The sequence below is a fragment of the Streptomyces azureus genome (genome assembly GCF_001270025.1).
Classification (GTDB): Bacteria; Actinomycetota; Actinomycetes; order Streptomycetales; family Streptomycetaceae; genus Streptomyces; species Streptomyces azureus.
Genome location: NZ_DF968297.1, coordinates 21801 through 45991, shown reverse-complemented (window position 1 = coordinate 45991; position 24191 = coordinate 21801). Strand labels below are relative to the sequence as shown.

The following is a 24191-nucleotide window of genomic DNA, read 5'->3' as shown; positions in this document are numbered from 1 at the left end:
GCCCTTGCGCTTGCCCTTGCCCTTGCCCTTGCCCTTGCCGCCCTTGCGAGACTCCGTCCTTGACGGGTTTTCGCCCCCGGGGCAGCGGTTTTCCGCCACCTTCGTCCTCGCGTTCTCCGCCGGAACAGCCCCGGCACCGGCCGTCTTCCATCAGGGCTCGGCGACTTCACGCCAACGGGCAGACGACGCAACGGAGAACCGTTGGCCATATGTTAGCCATCCGTTGGCAAAACCTGATGTGATCACTACGTCGGATCTGGCCCGGCGGCGCGCGCGTCTGGACGCGCAACTCGGGGGAGTGTCGCCGCCGCGGCCGGGTCCGGGTCCCGGTCGGCGGAGGTGAACGGCCGGGGCCCCACCAAGCTTCCGGCCACCAAGCGTGTGGCCACCCCGCGAATGCCCCTCGACGTCAGATGACCGGCGGACGCCCCAGCCGCGTGAGCCGCCACACCGTCCGCCAGCGCATGGGCCGCCGATCACCCGTCGGCTCCCGTACGCCTTCCACGAAACCGCCGAACCATGCCCGCAGCCCCGCCCGCGACCGGTTCCGTACGAGGGTGAGCAGCACCCAGACGCCCAGGTGGACGGGCACGAGCGCGAACGGCAGCCGGCGGCGGGCCAGCCAGACCCGGTTGCGGGCGTTCACGCGGTAGTAGATGGCGTGCCGGGCGGGCGAGGTCTTCGGGTGCTGGAGCAGCAGTTCGGGCGCGTACAGGATGCGCCAGCCCGCGTCGGCCGCGCGCCAGGCCAGGTCGGTCTCCTCGTGCGCGAAGAAGAACTCGGCGGGCCAGTCGCCGACCTCGTCGAGCATGGCCATCCGCAGCGCGTGTCCGCCGCCGAGGAACCCGGTGACGTACCCGCCCCGCATGGGGTCCGAGTTGCCGATCCGGGGCACGTGCCGCTGCTGCGTCTCGCCCAGCTCGTCGGCGATGCGGAAGCCGACGATGCCGAGCCGTTCGTCGGCGGCGTACAGCTCCTGCACGCGGCGCAGCACATCGGCGTCGACGAGCAGCCCGTCGTCGTCCAGATCCACCACGACGTCGATGTCGCCGAACTCCCGCAGCCGCGCGAGGGCCGCGTTCCGCCCGCCGGGGCAGCCGAGGTTCTCGTCGAGCTCGATCGGGGTGACCTCGCCGGGCAGCGACAGCCGCCGGGCGAACTCGGGCAGCGGGCAGCCGTTGCCGACGATCACGATCCGCTCGGGCGGCACGTCCTGCTTGGCCACGGACCTCAGCAGGGCGTCGACCTCGTCGGGCCGGTTGCCCATGGTCACCACGGCGACGGCGATCCTGGGCGCCCCCATGTCCTCACCTCGTCCCGGTCGGCAACTGACGGGTCGACGGGCGATGCTAGCCGTTCACGATAAGGGCCCTCTAAGTACGCCTGCCGGACGGCGATGCGCCTACGCCGTTCAGCGCAGGCGGCACCCGACCGGAACGGGCACAGGATGTCGGGTGCGGCAGGGTGCCCGCTGCCTAGCGTGGTGATCACGAAAGAGGAAGGAACCGGGCGTGCTGGAGCGGCTCAACCAGGCGATGGAGCACATCGAGCGCCACCTCGACGAGTCCGTGGACGTCGCTGAGCTGGCGCGGATCGCGACCACGTCGGAGTACCACCTGCGCCGGATGTTCTCCGCGCTGGCAGGCATGCCCCTGTCGGAGTACATCCGCCGCCGGCGGCTGACGGTCGCGGGCGCGGAGGTGCTGGCTGGCGGCGAGACGCTGCTGGAGATCGCGGTGCGCTGCGGATACGGCTCGGGCGAGGCGTTCGCACGGGCGTTCCGCGCGATGCACGGCGTAGGCCCGGGCGAGGCCCGGCGCACCGGCGCCGCGCTCGTCTCCCAGCCCCGGCTGACCTTCCGCCTCACCGTCGAAGGGAGCAGCAGCATGCAGTACCGAGTAGTGGAACGCCCGGCCTTCACGATCGCCGGCTTCAAGACCCGTGTCCCGCTCGTGCACTCGGGTCCGAACCAGGCGATCATCGACTTCGTCCGCGGGATCGACAAGCAGGCCCTGGAGCACCTCGGAAAGCTCTCGGACCAGGAGCCGCACGGCATCGTCGCGGTCTGCGACGACCTGGACCCGAGCCGCGCCGAGGGCACCGAACTCGACTACTACCAGGCGGTCATCACCGCGGCGTCCGCCCCGGCGGGCGTCACCACCCTGCCCGTCCCGCCCGGCACCTGGGCGGTCTTCACCACGTCCGGCCCGGCACCGCAGGCCATCCAGGAACTGTGGCGTGACGTGTTCACCGAGTGGTTCCCGTCCAACCCGTACCGCAGCCGCCCCGGCCCGGAGATCCTGCGGACCGACCTCTCGGCGGACGGCACGAAGGCGGACGCCGAACTGTGGCTGCCGGTGGAACGGGAGTCCACCCGCTGAACGCCGAACCCCAGGCCGGAGTCGATCCCGCCTGGGGTTCCAGCGGAGCCGGCGGCTACCGCGGCGCGACCGGCTCCGCGGTGTCCTTCCGGCGGGACCGCTCCCGGACCAACGAGATCGCGATCACCACCGCGGCGACGAGCAACGAGAGCAGCACCTGGCTGCGGCCGCCACCCTCCTTCTCGTCGGTGAGCATGTAGAGGAGCACGAACGCGATCATCGCGATCGTCGCCCACGTCAGATAGGGGAACAGCCACATCCGGACTACGAGCTTCTCCGGGCTCTCGCGCAGGATGATCCCCCGCATCCGCAGCTGCGAGAAGCAGATGACCAGCCACACGAAGAGCGCGACGGCGCCCGAGGAGTTCAGCAGGAACTGGAAGACCGTGTCCGGCCACAGGTAGTTGAAGGCGACCGCCACGAAGCCGAAGACCACGGAGGCAAGGATCGCGGCCTGCGGGACACCTCGCGTGTTCGTCCGTACGAAGGACCGCGGGGCATCGCCGCGCTGCCCGAGGGAGAAGGCCATCCGGGAGGCGGTGTAGAGGCCGGAGTTGAGACAGGACAGCACGGCGGTCAGCACGATGAAGTTCATGATCTCGCCGGCGTGCGGGATGCCGATCGAGTCGAGGGCCGCGACGTACGAGCCCTTCTTCTCGATCGCGGGGTCGTTCCACGGCAGCAGGGCGACCACGACGAGGATCGAACCGACGTAGAAGACGCCGACCCGCCAGATCACGCTCCTGGTGGCCTTGGCCACCGCCCGCTGCGCGTCCGAGAACTCACCGGCGGCGAGGGTGACGATCTCGCTGCCCATGAAGGAGAAGACGACCAGCAGGATGCCGGTGAGGATCGCGCCCGGCCCGTTCGGCAGGAAGCCGCCGTGCTCGGTGAGGTTTCCGAATCCTGTCGCGGCATGGCCGGTGTCCGGCAAGCACGCGTGGTCCCCTCCGTGACGGCTCGTGCCCGTACCGTCCGCTCACGCATCGCATTCCAGCGACCAGCTTCATGCGCTGGAGCACGGCTGGGGGCGTTGCGCTCACCCTGACCTGCAGTGCGGGTGGTAGCAGAGGGTGGCGGCCGGCTGGTCGATGGTCCAGATCGGGGACGAACCGGTAGGACGGAGCGTCGGCGAGGGGGAAGTGGTTGCGGGGGCCACGCACTGCGACAGCCACGCCGGGGGCAAGGGCGTGCGCCTCGACGAGCCGCCGCGCGGTTCGCGCAGTACCGCGATCCGGTGGAGGTCCCGCCGCTCGGGATCACCGCACAGCCAGTACTGGCGTACCGTCCCCGACGGCAGGACCATGTCGACATGGGCCCCGGCTGCCAGGCCGGCAACTCCCCGCCGTCCGGGCGCCGCAGATCCAGTTCCACGACCTGCTCGGCGGCTCGGCGGACGGCGGCCACGATCACTGGCATCTGCGCTGCGGGGACCCGCTTCGCATTCGGGCCCGCGGATCGCGCAGCGGCGGCCCGGCGGCCCCAGCGGGTCCTGCCGCCGGGCTTGAAGACGGAGAGGAACACCCCGGTCCACAGCAGAAGGGAAATCCGGGCCTCACCGAGACCAGATCTGAGACCGCCGACACTCGTACGGCTCGCGCCCGACGCCGTCGTCGCGTTCGCTGAACGACGAAACCCATGCTAGGAACGTTCCTAGCATGGGTTTCCAGTGGAGCCGCCTTCGGGATTCGAACCCGAGACCTACGCATTACGAGTGCGTTGCTCTGGCCATCTGAGCTAAGGCGGCGCGCTGTCCGCACCATGGTGCGATCAGCAACGACGGTAAGTCTACACAGTTTCCGAGGGTGCTCCGTACCAGCCCCGGAGGCGGGCACTCCGGGGCTGGGCGTGGGGTTATGAGCAGCGCTTTCCGTCCGTGGGAGGGGTGCCGCGGAGGAGGTACGCGTTGATCGTGCGGTCGACGCAGGAGCTGCCGCGGCCGTAGGCCGTGTGGCCGTCGCCCTCGTAGGTGAGGAGGCGGGCCGAGGAGAGCTGGCCGGCCAGGGCCTGTGCCCAGCGGTACGGGGTCGCGGGGTCGCGCGTGGTGCCGACCACGACGATGGGGGCGGCGCCCTTCGCCTCGATGCGGTGCGGCTCGCCCGTGGCGGCCACCGGCCAGTACGCGCAGTTCAGGGCGGCCCACGTCAGTCCCTCGCCGAAGACCGGGGACGCCTTCTCGAACTCGGGGAGCGCCCTGCGCGCCTCGTCGGGGGTGTCGAAGGCGGGCGGCAGATCGAGGCAGTTCACGGCCGCGTTGGCGAACATCAGGTTGCTGTAGCCGCCGTTGGCGTCCCGCTCGTAGTAGCCGTCGGACAGGACGAGGAGCCCGGAGCCGTCGTTCTCCTTCATCGCGGACGTCAGCGCCTCGCGCAGCTGCTGCCAGGCGCCCTCGTCGTACATGGCCGCGATCACGCCGGTGGTGGCGAGCGACTCGGTGAGGCGGCGGCCGTGAGGGTCGCCGGTGGTGGCCGGCCTCGTGTCCAGCTTCTCGAAGAACGCCTTGAGGTTCTTGCCGGCCTGCTCGGGCGAGGTGCCCGCCTCGCCCAGCGGGCAGTCGGCGTGCCGTACGCAGTCCCGCGCGAACGACCGGAACGCCGTCTCGAAGCCCGCCGTCTGTTCGAGGTTCAGCCGCCGCGCGGGCAGCGACGGGTCCATCGCGCCGTCCAGCACCAGTCGGCCCGTCCGGTCCGGGAAGAGCCCGGCGTACGTGGCGCCGAGGAAGGTGCCGTAGGAGGCGCCGACGTAGTTCAGCTTCTCGTCGCCGAGCGCCGCCCGCACGATGTCCATGTCCCGGGCCGCCTCCGCGGTGGACACATGGCGCAGCAGCCGGGGCGAGTCCGCGCCGCAGCCCTCGGCGAACGTCCGGTACGCCTCGACCAGCCCGTCGGTCTCCTTGGCGTCGTCGGGTGTGATGTCCGTCTGCGTGTACGTGTCCATCTCCGGCCCGTCCAGACACTCCACGGGCTCGCTGCCGGCCACGCCGCGCGGGTCGACCGCCACCATGTCGTAGCGGGCACGGACCTCGGCCGGGTAGCCGATACCGGCGTACGCCTGGACGTAGCCGATCGCCGAGCCGCCGGGCCCGCCGGGGTTCACGAGCAGCGAGCCCAGCCGCTCGCCCGGGCCCGTGGCCTTCTTGCGGGCGACGGCGAGCCGGACGTCTCCGGCGGCCGGCTTGGCGTAGTCGAGCGGCGCCTTGATCATGGCGCACTCGAAGCCGGGGACGTCACAGCGGCGCCAGGCCGGCTTCTGGTCGTAGTACGGCGTGAGCGCGGCGGGGGTGGACCGCGGCAGCGCGACCAGTGCCGCTTCCTGGGCCGCAGCCGTGGCGGACGTCGTCGAGCTCCCGGAGGAGCAGGCGGAGACGAGCAGCGCGGCCGTGGCGAGGAGGCCGGCCGCGGTCCTGCCTCCGCCGCGGGTCCGGCGGTGCAGGCCGCCGGTACGGGAGACGGAGCGGGAGGCGGAGTGGGGAAGGCGCCTTGTGTCCATCCAGCGAGCGTAACTCTGGGCGACGGAATGGATGCCCAGCGTGCGGGTCGTGCCTCGTACGAGTTACGGCGTCAATTCCGCGTCCACCTCGTGCGCAGGCCGCGCGGTGCCGCTCTGCCGGCTCAGCCCGCTCTGAGCGTCATCGTCATCGCCTCCACCGCGAGCAGCGGCGCCACATTGCGGTCGAGGGCGTCGCGGCAGGCGGCGATCGCGTCGAGGCGACGGAGCGTGGACTCCGGGGAGCTGCCGCGGGCGAGGCGCTCCAGGGCGTCCTCGGCGTCCGCGTTGGCGATGGCCACGCGGGAGCCGAGCTGGAGGGCGAGGACGTCGCGGTAGAAGGACGTGAGGTCGGTCAGGGCGAGGTCGAGGCTGTCGCGCTGCGTGCGCGTTCTGCGGCGCTTCTGCTTGTCCTCCAGGTCCTTCATCACGCCCGCCGTACCGCGCGGCATCCGGCCGCCCTGGGCCGCGCCGAGGGCGGCCTTCAGCTCCTCGGTCTCCTTGGAGTCCGTCTCCTCCGCGAGCTGCTTGGCGTCCGCGGCGGCCGCGTCGACGAGCTCCTGGGCGGCCTTGAGCGCACTGCCGATCTCGTCCACCCGCAGCGGCAGCCTCAGCACGGCGGCACGGCGCTCGCGCGCGGCCGGGTCGGTGGCCAGGCGGCGGGCCCGTTCGACATGGCCCTGGGTCGCGCGGGCGGCCGCGACGGCGACGTCCGGCTCGATGCCCTCACGGCGTACGAGCATGTCGGCTACGGCGTCGACCGACGGCGTGCTCAGGTTCAGGTGGCGGCAGCGGGAGCGGATCGTCGGCAGGACGTCCTCGATGGAGGGGGCGCACAGCAGCCAGACCGTGCGCGGGGCGGGCTCCTCCACTGCCTTCAGGACGGCGTTGGCCGACTTCTCGTTCAGCCGCTCGGCGTCCTCGACGAGGATGACCTGCCAGCGGCCGTTCGCCGGTGACGTGAACGACTTGCGGACGGTGTCGCGCATGTCGTCGGCGAGGATCTGTGTGCCGACCGCGGCGACGGTGGTGACGTCGGCGTGCGTGCCGATCAGGGCCGTGTGACATCCGTCGCAGAAGCCGCAGCCCGGGGAGCCGCCGAGAGCGCGGTCGGGGCTGACGCACTGCAAGGCCGCCGCGAACGCCCGCGCCGCCTGGTTCCGGCCCGCCCCGGGCGGGCCCGTGAACAGCCACGCGTGCGTCATCTTCGACGCCTCGGGCGGGGGCACGTCGGTCCCGGCCGCGGTGACCAGGGCGTCGGCGTCCCGGGCGGCGGCGTCCAGCTGCGCGCTCACCCTCTCCTGCCCGACGAGGTCGTCCCACACGGTCATGGGTCACGCCGCCCTTTCGTCACGTTCCACGGTGTGAGATCCATTGTGGGGGCGACCACTGACAACGGCTGCCGCCGCCTGGTCTCGCCGGCCCGGCCCAGGCGTTTCGCAAGTCCGGCCCGGGCCCGACTCCCGCGTCGGCCCGGGCCCCTGTCGGGCCGCCGGAGGCCTCAGCGGCCCTGGCCGCCCCTCCCCCGGCGTCCCCGCCCGTCGTCCGGCTCGTCCTCGTGCGGTCCGAACAGCTCGTCCGCCAGTGACGGCAGGTCGTCCAGCGGCGTCTCCTCGGCCCAGTCGGACCGCCGGCGTGGCCGGCCCTCGGCGTCGACCTGGGGCAGCTCCCGCGTACGGTCCGTGCCGTCGGGCCGGGCGGCCGGGGCGTCCTCCCGGAAGTACCCGGGCGGAACCCGGTCCGCCGGTTCGTCCTCACGTACGGGCGGCAGCACGGCCGTCTCTTCCGCGTCCCCCGGCCGGACCGGAGGCAGCACGGCCGTCTCGTCGCCCGCTCCGGAGGGCACCTGGGGCAGCACCTCGGTCTCGTCACCGGATCCGGATCCGGACCCGGGGCGAACCGGCGGCAGTACCTCCGTCTCCTCCCCGGCACCCGGCGGAACCGGCGGCTTGGGCAGCTCGGCCGTCACCTCGGCGTCGGACCCACCGGAGGTCCGGCCCCGGCCCTGCTCCTCGTCCCGCACCGGGCGCAGCACGGTCGTGTCGTCCGCCGCGCCGCCCGGCTTCACCACGGGCGTGGGCACCGTCGCCGCGTCCTGAGCGGCCGTCGGACCGGCAGCACCCCGCGGGGCGGAGCTCTTCGGCCCGGCCTCCGCGGCAGCGGCCGCCGCCTCCGCCAGACGCCGCGCCTCCTCGGCCCGCAACAGGGCATCCTCGGCCTTGCGCTGCTTCTCCAGGCGGAGCGCCTCGGCCTCGGCACGCAGCCGGGCCTCCTCCTCGGCCTGCTGGCGGCGGCGCTCCTCCTCGGCCTTGCGCCGGGCCTCCTCCTCGGCGCGGGCCTTCTCCTCCGCGAGGAGCCGTGCCCGCTCCTCCTCGGCCTTCCTGCGCGCTTCCTCGGCCCGCCGCCGGGCCTCCTCCGCCTGCCGTTCGGCCTCGCGGCGCTGCGCCTCCTCCAGCTCGCGCCGCTTGCGCTCCTCCTCCTCGGCACGCAGCCGGGCGAGCTGCTCCTGGCGCTCACGCTCCAGGCGCTCCTCCTCCGCCTTGCGGGCCGCCTCTTCCTCTGCCTTCCGGCGGGCCTCCTCCTCGGCCTTCTTCCGAGCCTCCTCCTGGGCCCTGATCTCGGCCTCGGACAGCGGCAGCACCTGGTCGAGCCGGTGCCGGATGACGGTCGTGACGGCCTCGGGCTCCTGGCCGGCGTCCACCACCAGGTACCGCCCGGCGTCCGCCGCGGCCAGGGTCAGGAAACCGGCCCGCACGCGCGCGTGGAACTCGGCCGGCTCCGACTCCAGCCGGTCCGGCGCCTCGGTGAACCGCTCGCGCGCGGTCTCCGGCGCGACGTCCAGCAGGACGGTCAGATGCGGCACGAGTCCGTTCGTGGCCCAGCGGTTGATGCGGGCGATCTCGGTCGGCGACAGGTCGCGGCCCGCTCCCTGGTAGGCCACGGACGAGTCGATGTACCGGTCGGAGATGACGACCGCGCCCCGCTCCAGGGCGGGCCGTACGACGGTGTCGATGTGCTCGGCCCGGTCGGCCGCGTACAGCAGCGCCTCCGCGCGGTGCGACAGCCCTTCGCTCGACACGTCCAGCAGGATCGACCGCAGCCGCTTGCCCACCGGCGTCGCCCCCGGCTCGCGCGTCAGCACGACCTCGTGGCCCTTGCCGCGGATCCACTCGGCGAGCGCTTCGGCCTGCGTGGACTTCCCGGCTCCGTCGCCGCCTTCCAGGGCGATGAAGAAACCGGAGGCGGCGGGCGCCTGCTCCGGGTCGTCGCCGCGGAGCAGCGCGTCGCGCAGGTCCTGGCGAAGCGGCACTCCGGAACGGTCGTCGACCTTGGCCAGCACCAGCGCGGCCACCGGCAGCAGCAGGGCACCGGCCAGCATCAGGGTGAAGGCCGCGCCGCCGTGCGCGAAGACGAACTTGCCGCTCTCCAGCCGGTGCGGCCCGATCCCCGCCGCCACCAGCGGGGCGATCACCGCGCCGAGCGCCACGCAGACCCGGACGACCGCGTGCAGGTGCTCGGTCGTACGGGGCCGCCGGTACTCCTCGGTCTCCTGGTCGAGCAGGGTGTGCCCGATGTTGGCGGACATGCCCGCGCCGACGCCGGCCAGCGCGAGGATCAGCAGCACGCTGGTGACGTCCGGGACGAGTCCGGCGGCCAGCAGCGCGACACCGGTGAAGGCGATGGCCAGCGCGAGCAGCCGGCGGCGCGAGAGGGCGGGCAGCAGCGCGGGCGCCGTACGGATGCCGACGACGACACCGCCGGTCAGCGCGGCCACGAACAGCCCGTAGAGCACCGGGCCGCCGCCCAGGTCCTTGGCGTGCAGCACGGCCACGGCGACGGCGGCGGACACCGCGGCGGCGACGGCCGCGCAGGCCAGCACCAGCAGCGGCATCACGCCGGTGCGGCCCTTGTCGGCGCCGGTGGTGGTCTTCGGGCGGCGCAGCCCCTCGAGCGGCGACCGCGCGCGCGGGGTGCGCGTGCCGGGCAGCTCCAGGAAGATCAGCACGGACAGGGAGGCGGCGAACAGCCCTGCCGCGACGTAGGAGGCAAGGGCCGCCTGGTGCTCGGCGAACCAGTCGATACCGGCGCCCAGCAGGTTGTTGAACAGGGCCGCGACGACGAGAGCGACGGCCGCGAGCGGGATCGAGACGAAGCCGGTGCGCAGCGACAGGCGGCGCAGTGCGTCCATGTGGTCGGGCAGCGGCCGGACCGTCGCGCCTTCCGGCGGCGGGGGCGGCAGCAGCGCGGGGGCCGCGCTCTCGCGGCACACCGTCCAGAACCGCTCGGCGACTCCGGTCACGAAGGCCGTGACGAGGAGGACGGCCAGCGCGTCATCGGGCGTCCAGTCGATCCACAGCGGGGCGACGATGAGCAGCGCCGCGCGCAGTCCGTCCGCGCCCACCATGGTCCAGCGGCGGTCCAGCGGGCCGTCCTGGGAGGTGAGCGCGGTGAGGGGGCCGAGGAGGACGGCGCCGAACAGGAGCGTCGCCAGGATGCGCACCCCGAAAACGGTCGCCACTGCGAACGCCACGCCGCGGTAGCCGCCCCCGAACGAGCCCTCGGCGACAGCCGCTTGGAGGGCGAGGACGACCAGCACGAGAAGGGCGAGGGTGTCGCCCACGCCGCCCACGAGCTGTGCGCTCCACAACCGCTTCAACTGCGGACGGCGCAGCAGGGCGCGGACGGCACGCTCGCGGGAGTCCGCGACCAGGGCGTCGTCGGGGGCCGGCTGAGAGGCCGTTGGATGCTCGGCTCGCGTCATGCATTCAGCCTATCGGGAGCCACCGACACCCTGGGATGCCCGGCCTGGCATGCGCACGCCCCGACACCGAAGTGTTGCCGGGGCGTTCGCTTTCCGAACCCTGGGCGAAGATCCGGACCTTGGCAGTCCGGATACCGAACGGGTCCCGCCAGAATCCCGCGCGAATTCCGAACGGGCCCTGAGCGGGCCTCAGTCCTCCGCCGGCTCCGAGGCGGTCGCCGTCCTGGCAGCCGTCTTCTTCGCGGTGGTGGTCTTCTTGGCCGTCGTCTTCTTCGCGGTCGTGGTCTTCTTCGCCGCGGTCTTCTTGGCCGTCGTCGTCTTCTTCGCCGGAGCCTTTTTGGCCGCCTTCTTCGCGGTCTTCTTCGCCGGCGCCTTCGCGCGCTTCTCGGCGAGCAGCTCGAAGCCGCGCTCCGGGGTGATCGTCTCGACGCTGTCGCCGGAGCGCAGGGTCGCGTTGGTCTCCCCGTCGGTGACGTACGGTCCGAAGCGGCCGTCCTTGACGACGACGGGCTTCTCGCTGACCGGGTCGGTGCCCAGCTCCTTCAGCGGCGGCTTGGCGGCCGCCCGGCCACGCTGCTTCGGCTGGGCGTAGATCGCCAGCGCCTCCTCCAGCGTGATCGTGAAGAGCTGCTCCTCGGACTGGAGCGAGCGCGAGTCCGTGCCCTTCTTCAGGTACGGGCCGTAGCGGCCGTTCTGCGCGGTGATCTCCTGGCCCTCGGCGTCGGTGCCGACCACACGCGGCAGCGACATCAGCTTCAGGGCGTCGTCGAGGGTCACCGTGTCCAGGGACATCGTCTTGAACAGGGACGCCGTGCGCGGCTTGACCGCGTTCTTGCCCGTCTTCGGGGTGCCCTCGGGGAGGATCTCCGTCACGTACGGGCCGTAGCGGCCGTCCTTGGCGACGATCGTGTGGCCGGTGGCCGGGTCCGTGCCCAGTTCGTAGTCGCCGCTCGGCTTGGCGAGCAGCTCCTCCGCGAGGTCGACGGTCAGCTCGTCCGGCGCCAGGTCGTCCGGGATGTCGGCGCGCTGGTGCTGCTCGGTGTCCTTCTCGCCGCGCTCGATGTACGGGCCGTAGCGGCCGACCCGCAGCACGATGTCGTTGCCCACGGGGAACGACGACACCTCGCGCGCGTCGATCGCGCCCAGGTCGGTCACCAGCTCCTTGAGGCCGCCGAGGTGGTCTCCGTCGCCGTTGCCGGCGTCGGCGGCACCGCCCCCGCCTGCGCCCTCACCGAAGTAGAACCGCTTCAGCCACGGCACGGACTGCGCCTCACCGCGGGCGATGCGGTCGAGGTCGTCCTCCATCTTGGCGGTGAAGCCGTAGTCGACGAGCCGCCCGAAGTGCTTCTCCAGGAGGTTGACCACGGCGAAGGACAGGAAGGACGGCACCAGGGCCGTGCCCTTCTTGAACACATAGCCGCGGTCCAGGATCGTGCCGATGATCGACGCGTACGTCGACGGACGGCCGATCTCGCGCTCTTCCAGCTCCTTGACCAAGGAGGCCTCGGTGTAGCGGGCCGGGGGCTTGGTGGCGTGCCCGTCGACTGTGATCTCCACGGCGCTCAGGGCGTCGCCCTCGGAGACCTGGGGCAGCCGGCGCTCGCGGTCGTCGAGCTCGGCGTTCGGGTCGTCGGCGCCTTCGACGTACGCCTTGAGGAAGCCGTGGAAGGTGATCGTCTTGCCGGACGCGCTGAACTCGACGTCCCGGCCGTCGGCCGCCGTGCCGCCGATCTTCACCGTGACGCTGTTGCCGGTCGCGTCCTTCATCTGGGAGGCGACGGTCCGCTTCCAGATCAGCTCGTACAGCTTGAACTGGTCGCCGGTCAGTCCGGTCTCGGCCGGAGTGCGGAAACGATCACCCGACGGCCGGATCGCCTCGTGGGCCTCCTGCGCGTTCTTGACCTTCCCGGCGTACGTCCTCGGCTGCGGCGGCAGGTAGTCGGCGCCGTACAGCTGCGTGACCTGGGCGCGGGCGGCGGCGACCGCCGTGTCGCTCAGGGTCGTGGAGTCCGTACGCATGTAGGTGATGTAGCCGTTCTCGTACAGCTTCTGGGCGATCTGCATCGTCGCCTTCGCGCCGAAGCCGAGCTTGCGGCTGGCCTCCTGCTGCAACGTCGTCGTACGGAACGGGGCGTACGGCGAGCGGCGGTACGGCTTGGACTCGACAGAGCGGACGGCGAACTGCGTCTGATCCAGGGCGGCGGCCAGGGCGCGGGCGTTCGCCTCGTCGAGGTGGAGGGTGTTCGCGCTCTTCAGTTGCCCCAGGGAGTCGAAGTCGCGGCCCTGTGCGACCCGCCCGCCGTCGACGGTCTGGAGGCGCGCGACCAGCGACGACGGGTCCGACTGGTCTCCCGCGCGGCCGGTCGCGAAGGTGCCCGTCAGGTCCCAGTACTCAGCCGAACGGAAGGCGATGCGCTCGCGTTCCCGCTCCACTACGAGTCGTGTGGCGACCGACTGGACACGGCCCGCGGACAGCCGCGGCATGACCTTCTTCCACAGGACCGGCGAGACCTCGTAGCCGTAGAGGCGGTCGAGGATGCGGCGGGTCTCCTGGGCGTCGACGAGCTTCTGGTTCAGCTCACGCGGGTTGGCCACGGCGGCCTGGATCGCGGCCTTGGTGATCTCGTGGAAGACCATCCGCTTGACCGGGACCTTGGGCTTGAGGACCTCCTGGAGATGCCAGGCGATGGCCTCGCCCTCGCGGTCCTCATCGGTGGCGAGGAAGAGCTCGTCGGAGTCCTTCAGCAGGTCCTTGAGCTTCTTGACCTGCGCCTTCTTATCGGCGTTGACCACGTAGATCGGCTGGAAGTCGTGTTCGACGTCCACACCGAGGCGGCGGACCTCGCCGGTGTACTTCTCGGGCACCTCGGCGGCGCCGTTGGGAAGGTCACGGATGTGCCCGACGCTCGCCTCGACTACGTAGCCGGGGCCGAGGTAGCCCTTGATCGTCTTCGCCTTGGCAGGCGACTCGACGATGACGAGTCGGCGGCCGCCCTGTGCGGTCTCGCTGGTCGGGGACAACTTCGCTCTTCTCTCCGGTCGACGCTGGGGCCTCCCCAGGGTTCGTCTCCCGGGGTCGGGTCGTGGTGACGCTGCGGAGTGTGACGGTACATCCCGCCCCCGTGTCAAACGGGAAAAGCCCGCAACGGCCACTCGAACGGTAACCCGACTACTACCGTTCCTGCCGCCCGGAGTGCCCGGAGCAGGCCCGGCTCCATGCGGAGTGCAACCTCCCGGTTACCCACAGGTGCGTCGCCGACACGGGCTTCAGAGGCGGGTGAAGCACCAGGTTCCGGCCGCCAGGGCGAGCACGACGATGACGCTCGCGAGGGTCGTCGATGCGACGGGGCTCACACCCTGGGCGACGGGCTGGTGCCGGCGTACGCATGTCACGGTCCACGCCAGCAGTCCGCCTCCGAACAGGGAGAACACCGCTCCCGCGAAGATCGCCGGTTCCCTCTCCATGGCTCGCCGCGCCCCTTTTCTCCCGTCCGCGTCTCCCCAGCCACCGGAGGCTGACACGCGTGGGCGGCGGGCAGGCGAACCAGAGGTGAACGCCGGGGCGACACAGCTGCGGATCGGGGACGTCCGGCCCCTCACGGACCGTTTTGGACGAGGTGTTCAAATCGACTCGAATTTTATTGACGAGTCCCCTCGACCAGGGGTCCGTGGGGGAACCACGGGGCGTGGGGTGGGCTGAGTGGCACGTGGGGCAGATGTGGTGCACGGACGGGCCCCTCGGCAGGCGCCCCTGCCGAGTCCCTCAGCGGACCGGCTCCAGGAACCCCTGCTCGACAAGCAGCCGGATCTGTGTCGGAGTGCGGTCGCGCAGCAGCACCGGGTCCTCGCCGATCAGCTGGGCGATGGCGTCGAGGATGCGGCCGGCACTCATCGTGCCATCGCACACGCCCGCGAAGCCGGCGCCGACCGTGTCCACCCGGGTGGCCCGGCGCATGCCGCGGTTCTGGCGCAGCACGACATGCTCGGGGTCCTCCGCCCCGGGCAGCCCGACCTGTTCCTGCACGACCTCGGCGCCGAGCCGGAAGTGTGCTTCGAGCAGCGCCGCGTCGTCGTGGTCGCGCAGGTAGTCGAGCCGGTCGAAGTGGGCCCGGATGGTGTCCCCGAGCGGCTGCTCGACCGGATGCGGCCACTCCTCCGCCGTGACGGAGGGCACGGCGGCACCCGTCCTGCGCAGGGTGATCCAGCCGAAGCCGACCGCCTTCACCTTGCGCGCCTCGAATTCGTCGAGCCAGGCGTCGTACCGCGCCTGGTACTCCGCCACGTCCTCGCGGTGGTCGCCCGCGTCCCGCAGCCACAGCTCGGCGTACTGATTGACGTCCTGCACCTCGCGCTGCACGACCCACGCGTCACAGCCCCGAGGCACCCATGACCTGAGCCGCTCCTGCCAGTCCTCCCCTTCGACGTGCTGCCAGTTGGCGAGGAACTGCGCGAACCCGCCCTCGTTCAGCCGCTCCCCTGCCTCCTGAACGAGCGTGCGGCACAGATCGTCCCCGCCCATCCCGCCGTCGCGGTAGGTGAGCCGGGCACCGGGAGAGATCACGAACGGCGGGTTCGAGACGATCAGGTCGTACTTCTCGTCGTCCCGCACCGGCTCGAAGAGGGAGCCCTCGCGCAGATCGGCGGCCGGGGTGCCGGACAGCGCCAGCGTGAGGGCGGTGATGTGCAGCGCGCGCGGGTTGAGGTCGGTGGCCGTCACGCGCGTGGCGTGCTGCGCGGCGTGCAGCGCCTGGATGCCGGAACCGGTGCCGAGGTCGAGCGCGGCGGCGACCGGCGTACGGACGGTGATGCCGGCGAGTGTCGTGGAGGCGCCGCCGACTCCCAGGACGACTCCCTCGTCACGCCGCCCGATCCCACCGGCGCCACCGACCGCGCAGCCCAGGTCCGACACGATGAACCAGTCCTCGCCACCGGGCCCGCCGTAGGGCCGTACGTCCACGGTGGCGGCGAGCTCGTCGCCGCCGACGCGCGTCAGCCAGCCGCTCTCCAGGCACGCCTCGACGGGCAGGACGTCCGCCACGCGCGCGTGCGCCACGGGCTGCTGAAGGAGGAACAGCCGGACGAGCAACTCCAGCGGCGTGTCCCCGCGGGTCGCCCGGAGCGCGGGCACGGTCTCGCTCCGGGCCAGGGCCGCGTACGCGGGGGCGCCGAGCAGTTCGAGCAGCCCGTCGGCGGTGAAGGAGGCTCCGAGCAGAGCGTCCCGGAGCCGCGCGGCGACATCGGGACGGTCGGAGGAGGGCAGCGGGGACAGGGGTGACTGACTGGCGTTACTCACGCCCCCATTGTGTCCGCCGGCACCGGTATCGCACGTGCCCGTGCCGGGTAACGGGCGCGGCTCAGCGGACCGGCCCGGCAGTCACTCTGGAGCTCGGCAGTCCCACCGGCCCCGGAAGTGCTCCTTGCTCAGCTCTGGGTCGCCGGTGCCGTGGCCGCCTTGCAGCTGGTCTGCCGGGCCATCGCCTGGCCGACCTCGCCCTCCTCCAGGGTCCGGAGCGCGTCGTTCCCGCTCTTGCCCAGCTTGTCGAGCTCGGTGGCGATGTCCTTGAGGCCGTCCGCGAACTTGCCCTGGTCCTTGGTGTCGAGCGCGTCGACCTGCTTCTTCAGGGAGGCGTACGAGGAGGAGATCGTGTTGAGCTCCTTGACGGCGTCCTGCTGCTTCTTCTCGCCGTTCTCGACGTCCGGCGCCCCGGCCTTGGTCACCGCGGCGCCGATGGCCTTGTAGGCGTCGGACATGTCCTGGAAGGCCTTTGCGTCGGTCTTCTGGACGTCCTCCGGCTTGCTGTTGTCCGAGGTTTCCTTCTGGATCGAGGCATTGGCCGACTCGATTTTCTTGGCCTGCGGCTGTACGGCGTCGCAGACCTGCTTGGCCCAGGAGTCCAGCTTCTCGTTGCCGTCGCCGCCGCACCCCGACAGCGCCAGTACCAGTACCGCACCGCCGGACAGTGCGGCCGCGAGCTTCTTGTTCACCGGTTTGGTCCCTTCCATGGCTCTCGGCCCCGGAACATACACGCCAGATGCACGGCAACCGCACGCCGAGAGTCCATTAAGACCTTTTTGTAACCTTTTGCACCAAGCGAGAGAAGCCTCACGGCGTGGTGGTGTACACGCACAGAGCGGGCGGGCGACGCGTCAACGCGCGCCGCCCGCCCGCACCTTGAGCTGGGGCTTGGACGACCTCCCTACGAAACCACGGCCGGGTCCGCCGACTTGGACCTCGGTTCGGCGTTGTCTTCGTCACCCATGGCGATTCCGCGCCGCTTTGACACGTACACCGCACCGACGATGACGACGAACGCGAGGGCCGCGATCAGGATCCGTACTCCGATGCTCGCGTCCGGACCGTAGGAGAACTTGATCACCGCGGGCGCGATGAGCAGCGACACCAGGTTCATGACCTTCAGCAGCGGGTTGATCGCCGGACCGGCGGTGTCCTTGAAGGGGTCGCCGACGGTGTCACCGATCACGGTCGCCGCGTGGGCCTCGCTGCCCTTGCCTCCGTGGTGGCCGTCCTCGACGAGCTTCTTGGCGTTGTCCCAGGCGCCACCGGAGTTGGCCAGGAACACCGCCATCAGTGTGCCCGCGCCGATCGCGCCGGCCAGGAACGCGCCGAGCGGTCCGACGCCGAGCGTGAACCCGATGAAGACGGGCGCCAGCACGGCGAGCAGACCGGGCGTGGCGAGTTCACGCAGGGCGTCCCTGGTGCAGATGTCGACGACCTTGCCGTACTCCGGTTTCTCGCTGTAGTCCATGATCCCGGGCCGCTCGCGGAACTGCCGCCGCACCTCGAAGACCACGGAACCCGCCGATCGCGACACGGCGTTGATCGCCAGCCCCGAGAAGAGGAAGACGACCGCCGCGCCCGCGACGAGACCCACGAGGTTGTTGGGCTGCGAGATGTCCATCATCAGGCTCATCGGTGCGCCCGCCCCGGACAACTGCTCGCCCACGTCGCGCGCTCCGGTGATGATCGCGTCGCGGTACGACCCGAACAGCGCCGCCGCCGCGAGCACGGCCGTGGCGATCGCGATGCCCTTGGTGATCGCCTTGGTGGTGTTGCCGACCGCGTCCAGGTCGGTGAGCACCTGTGCGCCCGCGCCCTCGACGTCGCCGGACATCTCCGCGATGCCCTGCGCGTTGTCGGAGACGGGCCCGAAGGTGTCCATCGCGACGATCACGCCGACCGTGGTGAGCAGGCCGGTGCCGGCCAGCGCCACCGCGAACAGCGCCAGTGTGATCGACGTACCGCCGAGCAGGAACGCCCCGTAGACGCCGAGACCGATCAACAAGGCGGTGTAGACGGCGGATTCGAGACCGACGGAGATACCGGCGAGGACGACGGTGGCCGGGCCGGTCAGCGAGGTCTTGCCGATGTCCCGGACGGGACGCCGGGTGGTCTCGGTGAAGTAGCCGGTCAGTTGCTGGATCAGGGCGGCGAGCACGATGCCGATGGCCACCGCGACGAGCGCGAGGACCCTCGGGTCGCCGTCCTTGCCGGTGATCGCCGCGTCCGTCACGCCGTCCAGATCCGAGTACTTCCCGGGCAGGTAGACGAAGACGGCCACGGCCACCAGCACGAGCGAGATCACCGCGGAGATGAAGAACCCGCGGTTGATGGCGCTCATGCCGCTGCGGTCGGCCCGCCTCGGCGCCACCGCGAAGATCCCGATCATGGCGGTGATCACACCGATCGCCGGCACGAGCAGCGGGAAGCCGAGGCCGGCGTCGCCGAAGGCCGCCGAGCCCAGGATCAGCGCCGCGACGAGGGTCACCGCGTACGACTCGAAGAGGTCGGCCGCCATGCCCGCGCAGTCGCCGACGTTGTCGCCCACGTTGTCGGCGATGGTTGCGGCATTGCGCGGATCGTCCTCCGGAATGCCCTGTTCGACCTTGCCGACCAGGTCGGCGCCGACGTCGGCGGCCTTGGTGAAGATGCCACCGCCGACACGCATGAACATCGCGATCAGCGCGGCCCCGAGGCCGAAGCCCTCGAGTACCTTCGGCGCGTCGGCCGCGTACACCAGCACCACGCAGGAGGCGCCCAGCAGGCCTAGGCCCACCGTGAACATGCCGACGACGCCGCCCGTGCGAAATGCGATCTTCATCGCTTTGTGCGAGACGGCGGTGAGATCTTTTTCCGGCTCGCCTTCCGCCGGTGTCGCTTCACGCGCCGCCGCCGCGACACGCACATTGCTGCGCACGGCGAGCCACATGCCGATATAGCCGGTGGCCGCCGAGAACGCCGCTCCGATCAGGAAGAACACCGACCGACCGGCACGCTGATTCCAGTCGTCGGCGGGCAGCAGCATGAGCAGGAAGAACACGACCACGGCGAATACGCCGAGCGTGCGCAGCTGACGGGCCAGATAGGCGTTCGCGCCTTCCTGGATCGCCACCGCGATCTTCTTCATGCTGTCGGTGCCCTCGCCGGCCGCGAGTACCTGGCGCACCAGGACACCCGCGACCACGAGCGCCGCCAGCGCGACGACCGCGATGACCACCACGAGGACGCGGTTGCCATCGGTCAGTACGGCGGCTGCGAGGTCTGTGGGATGGCCCGACTGTGGTGAGTTGAAAAGCCCCGCCATTCGTCCTCCTTGACGCTTGGGCTGAGCTCAAGATGTGGACGGGATTGTAGGTACCGGAACCTGATCAAAACAGAGCGCGATAAGCGGAATTGGCCTTCTGAGGTAATGCCCTGAAAGCATTCTCGGACTGCCTTGGAGCATGCGAATGATCGTGAACGAATTCACGCGACGAACGGCACAGGAACTACTGTAAAGGCGACCTCTGACACCCGCACATGACGAAGGGCCCCACGGGTGGGGCCCTTCGTCGAAAAGCGTGTGCGCGGTGGCCGGTCAGGCCAGGATGGTCGGCGGTGGTGTGGTCGGCCAGGTCATCTTGATCGACCCGCCGTGCTCCCCCGCGCTGACCTCGACATCGTCGACGAGTCCGCTGATGACCGCGAGGCCCATCTCGTCCTCGTCGGCCTCACCGTCGGGGTCGCCGGGTCCTGCGCCGGGCGCGCGCTCGCCGGGAATCGCGTGCGGGGCCTCGTCGCCGACCTCGATGGAGAACTGTTTCTCCTCCTCGATCAGCAGCACCTTCACCGGTGCCGAGATCCCGCCGGTCTGGTGCAGTCCGACGGCCCGCGTGCAGGCCTCGCCGACGGCGAGCCTGACCTCGTCGAGGACGGCCTCGTCCACTCCGGCCCTGCGCGCCACCGCGGCCGCCACCAGCCGAGCGGTCCTGACGTGCTCGGGCAGCGCGCTGAAGCGGAGCTCAACGGTGGCCATGCATCCCCCTCGCAACTACGGGCGTGCTGTCGAGAGGCTCCGGGCCGCCGAAAAGCCCGGGCCCCCTCGGTCTTCACTTCTGCCGAACTCTGCCGCAACTTCGGCCGGCCCCGGGCGCGAGGCCCGGGTCCGGGGGTCAGTCGGTCGCCGCCACCGCTTCCTCGACCGAGGTGTGAATGGGGAACACCTTGGTGAGGCCGGTGATGCGGAAGATCTTCAGAATGCGCTCCTGGTTGCAGACCAGGCGCAGGGAGCCCTCATGGGCCCGCACACGCTTCAGGCCACCGACCAGCACGCCGAGCCCGGTGGAGTCGAGGAAGTCCACGCCCTCCATGTCGACGACAAGGTGGAAACTGCCGTCGTTCACCAGCTCGACCAACTGCTCGCGCAGCTTGGGCGCGGTATATACGTCGATTTCGCCACCGACCCTGACGATCGTGCGATCGCCCATGGTCTCGGTCGACAGGGACAGGTCCACGGATCCTCCAGCACCTTGCTATCGAGCGGTCGCCCTTGGGGCACCTCGGCTTCGTCCCCTGGACGATTCGCCAGCCGCGATGGCATTCAATCACTTACGGGCAGGCGTGCACGACGCCTTGGCTCCATTGTCCGTCACGCCAGTGACACACTCGGTGCCGATGGCCAAGAATCACCGATCCGATCGACCCCCGACGGACCCCGCCCCCCGACCCGCGCCGGGCGCGGTCCTGGACCGCCTCGCGTCCGGTCCGAGCAGGGCTTCGCGCATTACTCATACGGAGCACTTGCCCCCGCGCGAGGGCCGGCATGCCGTCTGGCCGGACCGGATCCGCGCGGAGGTCGTGGCGGCCGTGCGGGCCGCGGGCATCGAGCATCCCTGGGCCCACCAGGCGCGTGCGGCGGAGCACGCGCTGGACGGCGAATCGGTCGTCGTCGCCACCGGCACGGCTTCGGGCAAGTCCCTGGCCTACCTCGCGCCTGTCCTGTCCACCCTCCTGGACGGCGCCGAGACCCCGAACGGCCGCGGCGCGACCGCCCTCTACCTGGCCCCCACCAAGGCTCTTGCGGCGGATCAGTGCCGCTCCGTGAAGGAACTTTCACATCCGTTGGGCCATTCGGTACGCACGGCCGTGTACGACGGCGACACTCCGTTCGAGGAGCGCGAGTGGATCCGCCAGTACGCCAACTACGTCCTCACCAACCCGGACATGCTGCACCGCGGCATCCTGCCGTCCCACCCCCGCTGGTCCTCCTTCCTGAAGTCGCTGAAGTACGTCGTCGTCGACGAGTGCCACACCTACCGCGGCGTCTTCGGCTCGCACGTCGCCCAGGTGCTGCGCCGGCTGCGCCGCCTGTGCGCCCGCTACGGCGCCTCACCCGTGTTCCTGCTGGCCTCCGCGACCGCCGCCGAGCCCGCGGTGGCCGCCGGCCGCCTCACCGGGTTGCCGGTGGTGGAGGTCGCCGACGACGCCTCCCCGCGTGGTGAACTGGTGTTCGCTCTCTGGGAACCGCCACTGACCGAGCTGCACGGCGAGAAGGGCGCCCCCGTCCGCCGCACGGCCACCGCCGAGGCCGCCGACCTGCTCACCGACCTCACCGTGCAGGGAGTGCGCTCGGTCGCCTTCGTGCGGTCCCGGCGCGGCGCCGAGCTGATCTCCGTCATCTCCCAGGAGCGACTGGCCGAGGTCGACCGGTCACTGGCCCGGCGTGTCGCGGCGTACCGGGGCGGCTATCTCCCGGAGGAGCGCCGCGCACTCGAACGCGCCCTCCATTCGGGTGAACTGCTGGGCCTCGCCGCGACGAACGCCCTCGAACTCGGCATCGACATCTCCGGTCTGGACGCGGTCGTCATCGCCGGCTACCCGGGCACACGCGCCTCCCTGTGGCAGCAGGCGGGCCGGGCCGGACGGTCCGGGCAGGGGGCGCTGGCCGTCCTGGTCGCGCGTGACGACCCGCTGGACACCTTCCTCGTCCACCACCCGGAGGCCCTGTTCGACCAGCCCGTCGAGTCGACGGTCCTCGACCCCGACAACCCCTACGTGCTGGCTCCGCACCTGTGCGCGGCCGCCGAGGAGTTGCCTCTGACGGACGAGGACCTCGACCTGTTCGGCCCGGCCTGCGAGGACCTCCTCCCCCAGTTGGAGGCCGCCAAGCTGCTGCGCCGCCGCACCAAGGCCTGGCACTGGACCCGCCGCGAACGGGCCGCCGACCTGACCGACATCCGCGGTGAGGGCGGGCGCCCCATCCAGGTCGTCGAGACCGGCACGGGCCGGCTGCTCGGCACGGTCGACGCGGGCGCCGCGCACTCGACCGTCCACGAGGGAGCGGTCCACCTCCACCAGGGCCGCACGTACCTGGTGCGGTCGCTGGACCTGGAGGACTCCGTCGCCCTCGTCGAGGAAGCCGCCCCGCCGTACTCCACGGTCGCCCGCGACACGACGTCGATCTCCGTCCTGGAGACGGACGTCGAGGTCCCCTGGGGCGACGGCCGCATGTGCTACGGCTCCGTCGAGGTCACCAACCAGGTCGTCTCCTTCCTCCGCAGACGGCTCATGACCGGTGAGGTGCTGGGCGAGACGAAACTCGACCTCCCTCCTCGTACGCTGCGCACCCGGGCCGTGTGGTGGACCGTCACCGAGGACCAACTGGACCGCGCCCGGATCAACCCGGAGATCCTCGGCGGCTCCCTGCACGCCGCCGAGCACGCGTCGATCGGCCTGCTGCCCCTCTTCGCGACCTGCGACCGGTGGGACATCGGCGGTGTGTCGATCCCGCTCCATCCCGACACGCTCCTGCCCACGGTCTTCGTCTACGACGGCCATCCCGGCGGCGCGGGCTTCGCGGAGCGCGCCTTCCGCACCGCCCGCACCTGGCTGGCCGCCACCCGCCAGGCCATCGCCTCCTGCGAGTGCGACGCCGGCTGCCCGTCCTGCATCCAGTCCCCCAAGTGCGGCAACGGCAACGACCCGCTGCACAAGAGGGGGGCGGTACGGCTGCTCACGGTGCTGCTGGAGGGCGCTCCCGAGGAGAAGGAGACGCAGGAGCAGCCACCGGGAGGCTCAGGAGAGCCGTCAGAGCCCCCGCCCGGGCCCTGACAGCACCCCGCCGACGGGAGAACCCAAGGGAGCTGCCGCGAGGCACTGGAGAGACGCCCCAGCATCCGCCCGGGCCGTGCCCCTCGCCGACGGGAGACCCACAGGAGCCGCCGCGAGGCTCAAGAGAGACGCACCAGCACCCGCCCAGGCCCTGCCTCCCCCGGGCCTACGGGAGCCCCAAAGAGGCCACCGGAGGCCCCGCCCGCGCCCTGACCTCCGCCGTGAACGGTCCCCGGCCCGACGCCGCCGTCACGTCGGAGATCTGCCCGACGACCTCGCACCGTACGAGCCGGACGCCCTGTGCCCCGGCCACCCGGCCGGCCCGGGCGCAGGCCGCCGTGCCGCCTTCGGCCCAGTGGTCCGCCGCCGCGAGCGCCGCGAGATCCGCACCGCCCGCCGCACGGTGCCGGATCACCACGGCCTGCCCCAACGCGAGGACGATGCCGAAGACCACGCACAGGACGGCGATCGCCCCGACACTCCAGACGGTGGCGGACCCCTGGTCCGAAGCGGCACCTCTCATCCGCCGAGGCCTGCTGTCCCACCGCCCCGGGCCCCGACCCCGCACCTCCGGCCGCCGTCTCACGTGCCCACCCCCACCGTCTCCTCCACCGACGCCACGGCCTCCTCCCGTACGGCGAAGGACAGGCCGCGCAGCACCGGCGGCTCGGCCACGACGACCACCCGGACGTGTTCCGCGCCCCGGTTGACGGTCACCTTCGCGCCGGGCGGTGCCGCCTCGCGGGTCAGTCGCACGACCGCGTCGGGCGGGTCCTGGCGGGCCGCCGCGCGGGCACCCGTTCGTGCCGCGTCCACGCACTGGATCTGCGCGGCCACGACCAGCAGCCCCCACACCAGCGCCATCGCGAACATCACCAGCACGGGCAGCACCACGGCCGACTCCGCCGTGACGAACCCCCGGTCCGCGCCCCGCTCACATCCGCGCATTGAGGGCGTCCTTCACGATGTTCTGGAGCTCCGCGCTGACCGCGCCGCTCGTGATGACCTTGTAGAGCACCACCGCGAACGCCACCGCCGCGACGATTCCCATCGCGTACTCGGAGGTGACCATCCCCGCGTCCCTCCGCGCCGCACGCGCCCCGCACACCAGGGCACCCAGCCGTGCCCGTACCGCCTGATACATCTCAACCCCCGTAGGAATGAGTCCGAACTT

16 protein-coding genes, 1 tRNA gene and 1 pseudogene are annotated in these 24191 nt (G+C 71.4%); 2 read left to right on the top strand and 16 right to left on the bottom strand.

Features of this window, described 5'->3' with window-relative positions:
* Positions 1 to 409 precede the first annotated feature (409 nt).
* Entirely contained in the window at positions 410 to 1303 is an 894-nt protein-coding gene (locus AOQ53_RS19735; RefSeq protein WP_059419083.1) for a glycosyltransferase family 2 protein, read from the bottom strand.
* A gap of 208 nt (positions 1304 to 1511) precedes the next feature.
* Here AOQ53_RS19735 and AOQ53_RS19730 point away from each other — a divergent pair, with 208 nt between their 5' ends.
* Complete coding sequence (locus AOQ53_RS19730) at positions 1512 to 2381, top strand: AraC family transcriptional regulator (protein ID WP_059419082.1); 870 nt, start codon at positions 1512 to 1514, stop codon at positions 2379 to 2381.
* Between the two features lie 55 nt (positions 2382 to 2436).
* Here AOQ53_RS19730 and AOQ53_RS19725 read toward each other — a convergent pair.
* The 12 genes and pseudogenes from AOQ53_RS19725 to bldG all read right to left on the bottom strand — a co-directional run.
* Positions 2437 to 3300, bottom strand: a pseudogene (locus tag AOQ53_RS19725) (amino acid permease); the annotation flags it as partial.
* A gap of 751 nt (positions 3301 to 4051) precedes the next feature.
* A tRNA-Thr gene (locus AOQ53_RS19720) sits at positions 4052 to 4128 on the bottom strand.
* Between the two features lie 107 nt (positions 4129 to 4235).
* Positions 4236 to 5870 carry an alpha/beta hydrolase gene (locus AOQ53_RS19715; RefSeq protein ID WP_078945400.1) on the bottom strand — a complete coding sequence of 545 codons (1635 nt, stop codon included), beginning with the start codon at positions 5868 to 5870 and terminating at the stop codon, positions 4236 to 4238.
* Positions 5871 to 5992: 122 nt separating this feature from the next.
* Positions 5993 to 7198, bottom strand: a complete 1206-nt coding sequence (locus tag AOQ53_RS19710; RefSeq protein WP_059419079.1) for a DNA polymerase III subunit delta' — start codon at positions 7196 to 7198, stop codon at positions 5993 to 5995.
* A gap of 170 nt (positions 7199 to 7368) precedes the next feature.
* Entirely contained in the window at positions 7369 to 10629 is a 3261-nt protein-coding gene (gene tmk / locus AOQ53_RS19705) for a dTMP kinase (RefSeq protein WP_059419078.1), read from the bottom strand.
* Between the two features lie 189 nt (positions 10630 to 10818).
* A complete protein-coding gene (topA, locus tag AOQ53_RS19700) occupies positions 10819 to 13650 on the bottom strand; it encodes a type I DNA topoisomerase (RefSeq protein WP_059419076.1) in 2832 nt (943 codons plus the stop codon).
* A gap of 246 nt (positions 13651 to 13896) precedes the next feature.
* Entirely contained in the window at positions 13897 to 14094 is a 198-nt protein-coding gene (locus AOQ53_RS19695; RefSeq protein ID WP_059419075.1) for a hypothetical protein, read from the bottom strand.
* Positions 14095 to 14392: 298 nt separating this feature from the next.
* Positions 14393 to 15922: a DUF7059 domain-containing protein gene (locus AOQ53_RS19690; RefSeq protein ID WP_059419074.1), complete on the bottom strand. Its 1530-nt coding sequence runs from the start codon at positions 15920 to 15922 to the stop codon at positions 14393 to 14395.
* Positions 15923 to 16050: 128 nt separating this feature from the next.
* Positions 16051 to 16632, bottom strand: coding sequence for a small secreted protein (locus AOQ53_RS19685; RefSeq protein ID WP_078945399.1), 582 nt, complete (start codon positions 16630 to 16632; stop codon positions 16051 to 16053).
* A gap of 194 nt (positions 16633 to 16826) precedes the next feature.
* Positions 16827 to 19232: a sodium-translocating pyrophosphatase gene (locus tag AOQ53_RS19680; RefSeq protein WP_059419071.1), complete on the bottom strand. Its 2406-nt coding sequence runs from the start codon at positions 19230 to 19232 to the stop codon at positions 16827 to 16829.
* 273 nt (positions 19233 to 19505) lie between these two features.
* The gene (locus AOQ53_RS19675; protein WP_059419069.1) at positions 19506 to 19943 is read right to left on the bottom strand and encodes an ATP-binding protein; all 438 of its coding nucleotides are present in this window, start codon (positions 19941 to 19943) and stop codon (positions 19506 to 19508) included.
* 136 nt (positions 19944 to 20079) lie between these two features.
* Positions 20080 to 20421 (bottom strand): anti-sigma factor antagonist BldG, encoded by a 342-nt coding sequence (gene bldG, locus AOQ53_RS19670; RefSeq protein ID WP_003991900.1) that lies wholly within the window; start codon positions 20419 to 20421, stop codon positions 20080 to 20082.
* A gap of 79 nt (positions 20422 to 20500) precedes the next feature.
* Between bldG and AOQ53_RS19665 the strand changes: the two genes are divergently transcribed.
* Positions 20501 to 23017 carry a DEAD/DEAH box helicase gene (locus AOQ53_RS19665; RefSeq protein ID WP_078945398.1) on the top strand — a complete coding sequence of 839 codons (2517 nt, stop codon included), beginning with the start codon at positions 20501 to 20503 and terminating at the stop codon, positions 23015 to 23017.
* Between the two features lie 166 nt (positions 23018 to 23183).
* Here AOQ53_RS19665 and AOQ53_RS19660 read toward each other — a convergent pair whose 3' ends face one another.
* Genes AOQ53_RS19660 through AOQ53_RS41310 form a run of 3 tightly spaced genes read right to left on the bottom strand, consistent with a single transcriptional unit; the run spans position 23184 to position 24161 of the window.
* Positions 23184 to 23540: an Rv3654c family TadE-like protein gene (locus AOQ53_RS19660; RefSeq protein WP_059419065.1), complete on the bottom strand. Its 357-nt coding sequence runs from the start codon at positions 23538 to 23540 to the stop codon at positions 23184 to 23186.
* A 59-nt stretch (positions 23541 to 23599) separates the two neighbouring features.
* Positions 23600 to 23965 (bottom strand): TadE family type IV pilus minor pilin, encoded by a 366-nt coding sequence (locus AOQ53_RS19655; protein WP_059419064.1) that lies wholly within the window; start codon positions 23963 to 23965, stop codon positions 23600 to 23602.
* The gene (locus AOQ53_RS41310; RefSeq protein ID WP_078945397.1) at positions 23952 to 24161 is read right to left on the bottom strand and encodes a DUF4244 domain-containing protein; all 210 of its coding nucleotides are present in this window, start codon (positions 24159 to 24161) and stop codon (positions 23952 to 23954) included. Before AOQ53_RS41310 ends, AOQ53_RS19655 begins: the two co-directional genes overlap by 14 nt.
* Between the last annotated feature and the right edge of the window lie 30 nt (positions 24162 to 24191).

Coding starts and splice junctions, on each gene's coding strand:
- AOQ53_RS19735 (WP_059419083.1), bottom strand. CDS start 1,303: ATGGGGGCGCCCAGGATCGCCGTCGCCGTGGTGACCATGGGCAACCGG.
- AOQ53_RS19715 (WP_078945400.1), bottom strand. CDS start 5,870: ATGGACACAAGGCGCCTTCCCCACTCCGCCTCCCGCTCCGTCTCCCGT.
- AOQ53_RS19710 (WP_059419079.1), bottom strand. CDS start 7,198: ATGACCGTGTGGGACGACCTCGTCGGGCAGGAGAGGGTGAGCGCGCAG.
- tmk (WP_059419078.1), bottom strand. CDS start 10,629: ATGACGCGAGCCGAGCATCCAACGGCCTCTCAGCCGGCCCCCGACGAC.
- AOQ53_RS19695 (WP_059419075.1), bottom strand. CDS start 14,094: ATGGAGAGGGAACCGGCGATCTTCGCGGGAGCGGTGTTCTCCCTGTTC.
- AOQ53_RS19685 (WP_078945399.1), bottom strand. CDS start 16,632: ATGGAAGGGACCAAACCGGTGAACAAGAAGCTCGCGGCCGCACTGTCC.
- AOQ53_RS19680 (WP_059419071.1), bottom strand. CDS start 19,232: ATGGCGGGGCTTTTCAACTCACCACAGTCGGGCCATCCCACAGACCTC.
- AOQ53_RS19675 (WP_059419069.1), bottom strand. CDS start 19,943: ATGGCCACCGTTGAGCTCCGCTTCAGCGCGCTGCCCGAGCACGTCAGG.
- AOQ53_RS19665 (WP_078945398.1), top strand. CDS start 20,501: ATGGCATTCAATCACTTACGGGCAGGCGTGCACGACGCCTTGGCTCCA.
- AOQ53_RS19660 (WP_059419065.1), bottom strand. CDS start 23,540: ATGAGAGGTGCCGCTTCGGACCAGGGGTCCGCCACCGTCTGGAGTGTC.
- AOQ53_RS19655 (WP_059419064.1), bottom strand. CDS start 23,965: ATGCGCGGATGTGAGCGGGGCGCGGACCGGGGGTTCGTCACGGCGGAG.
- AOQ53_RS41310 (WP_078945397.1), bottom strand. CDS start 24,161: ATGTATCAGGCGGTACGGGCACGGCTGGGTGCCCTGGTGTGCGGGGCG.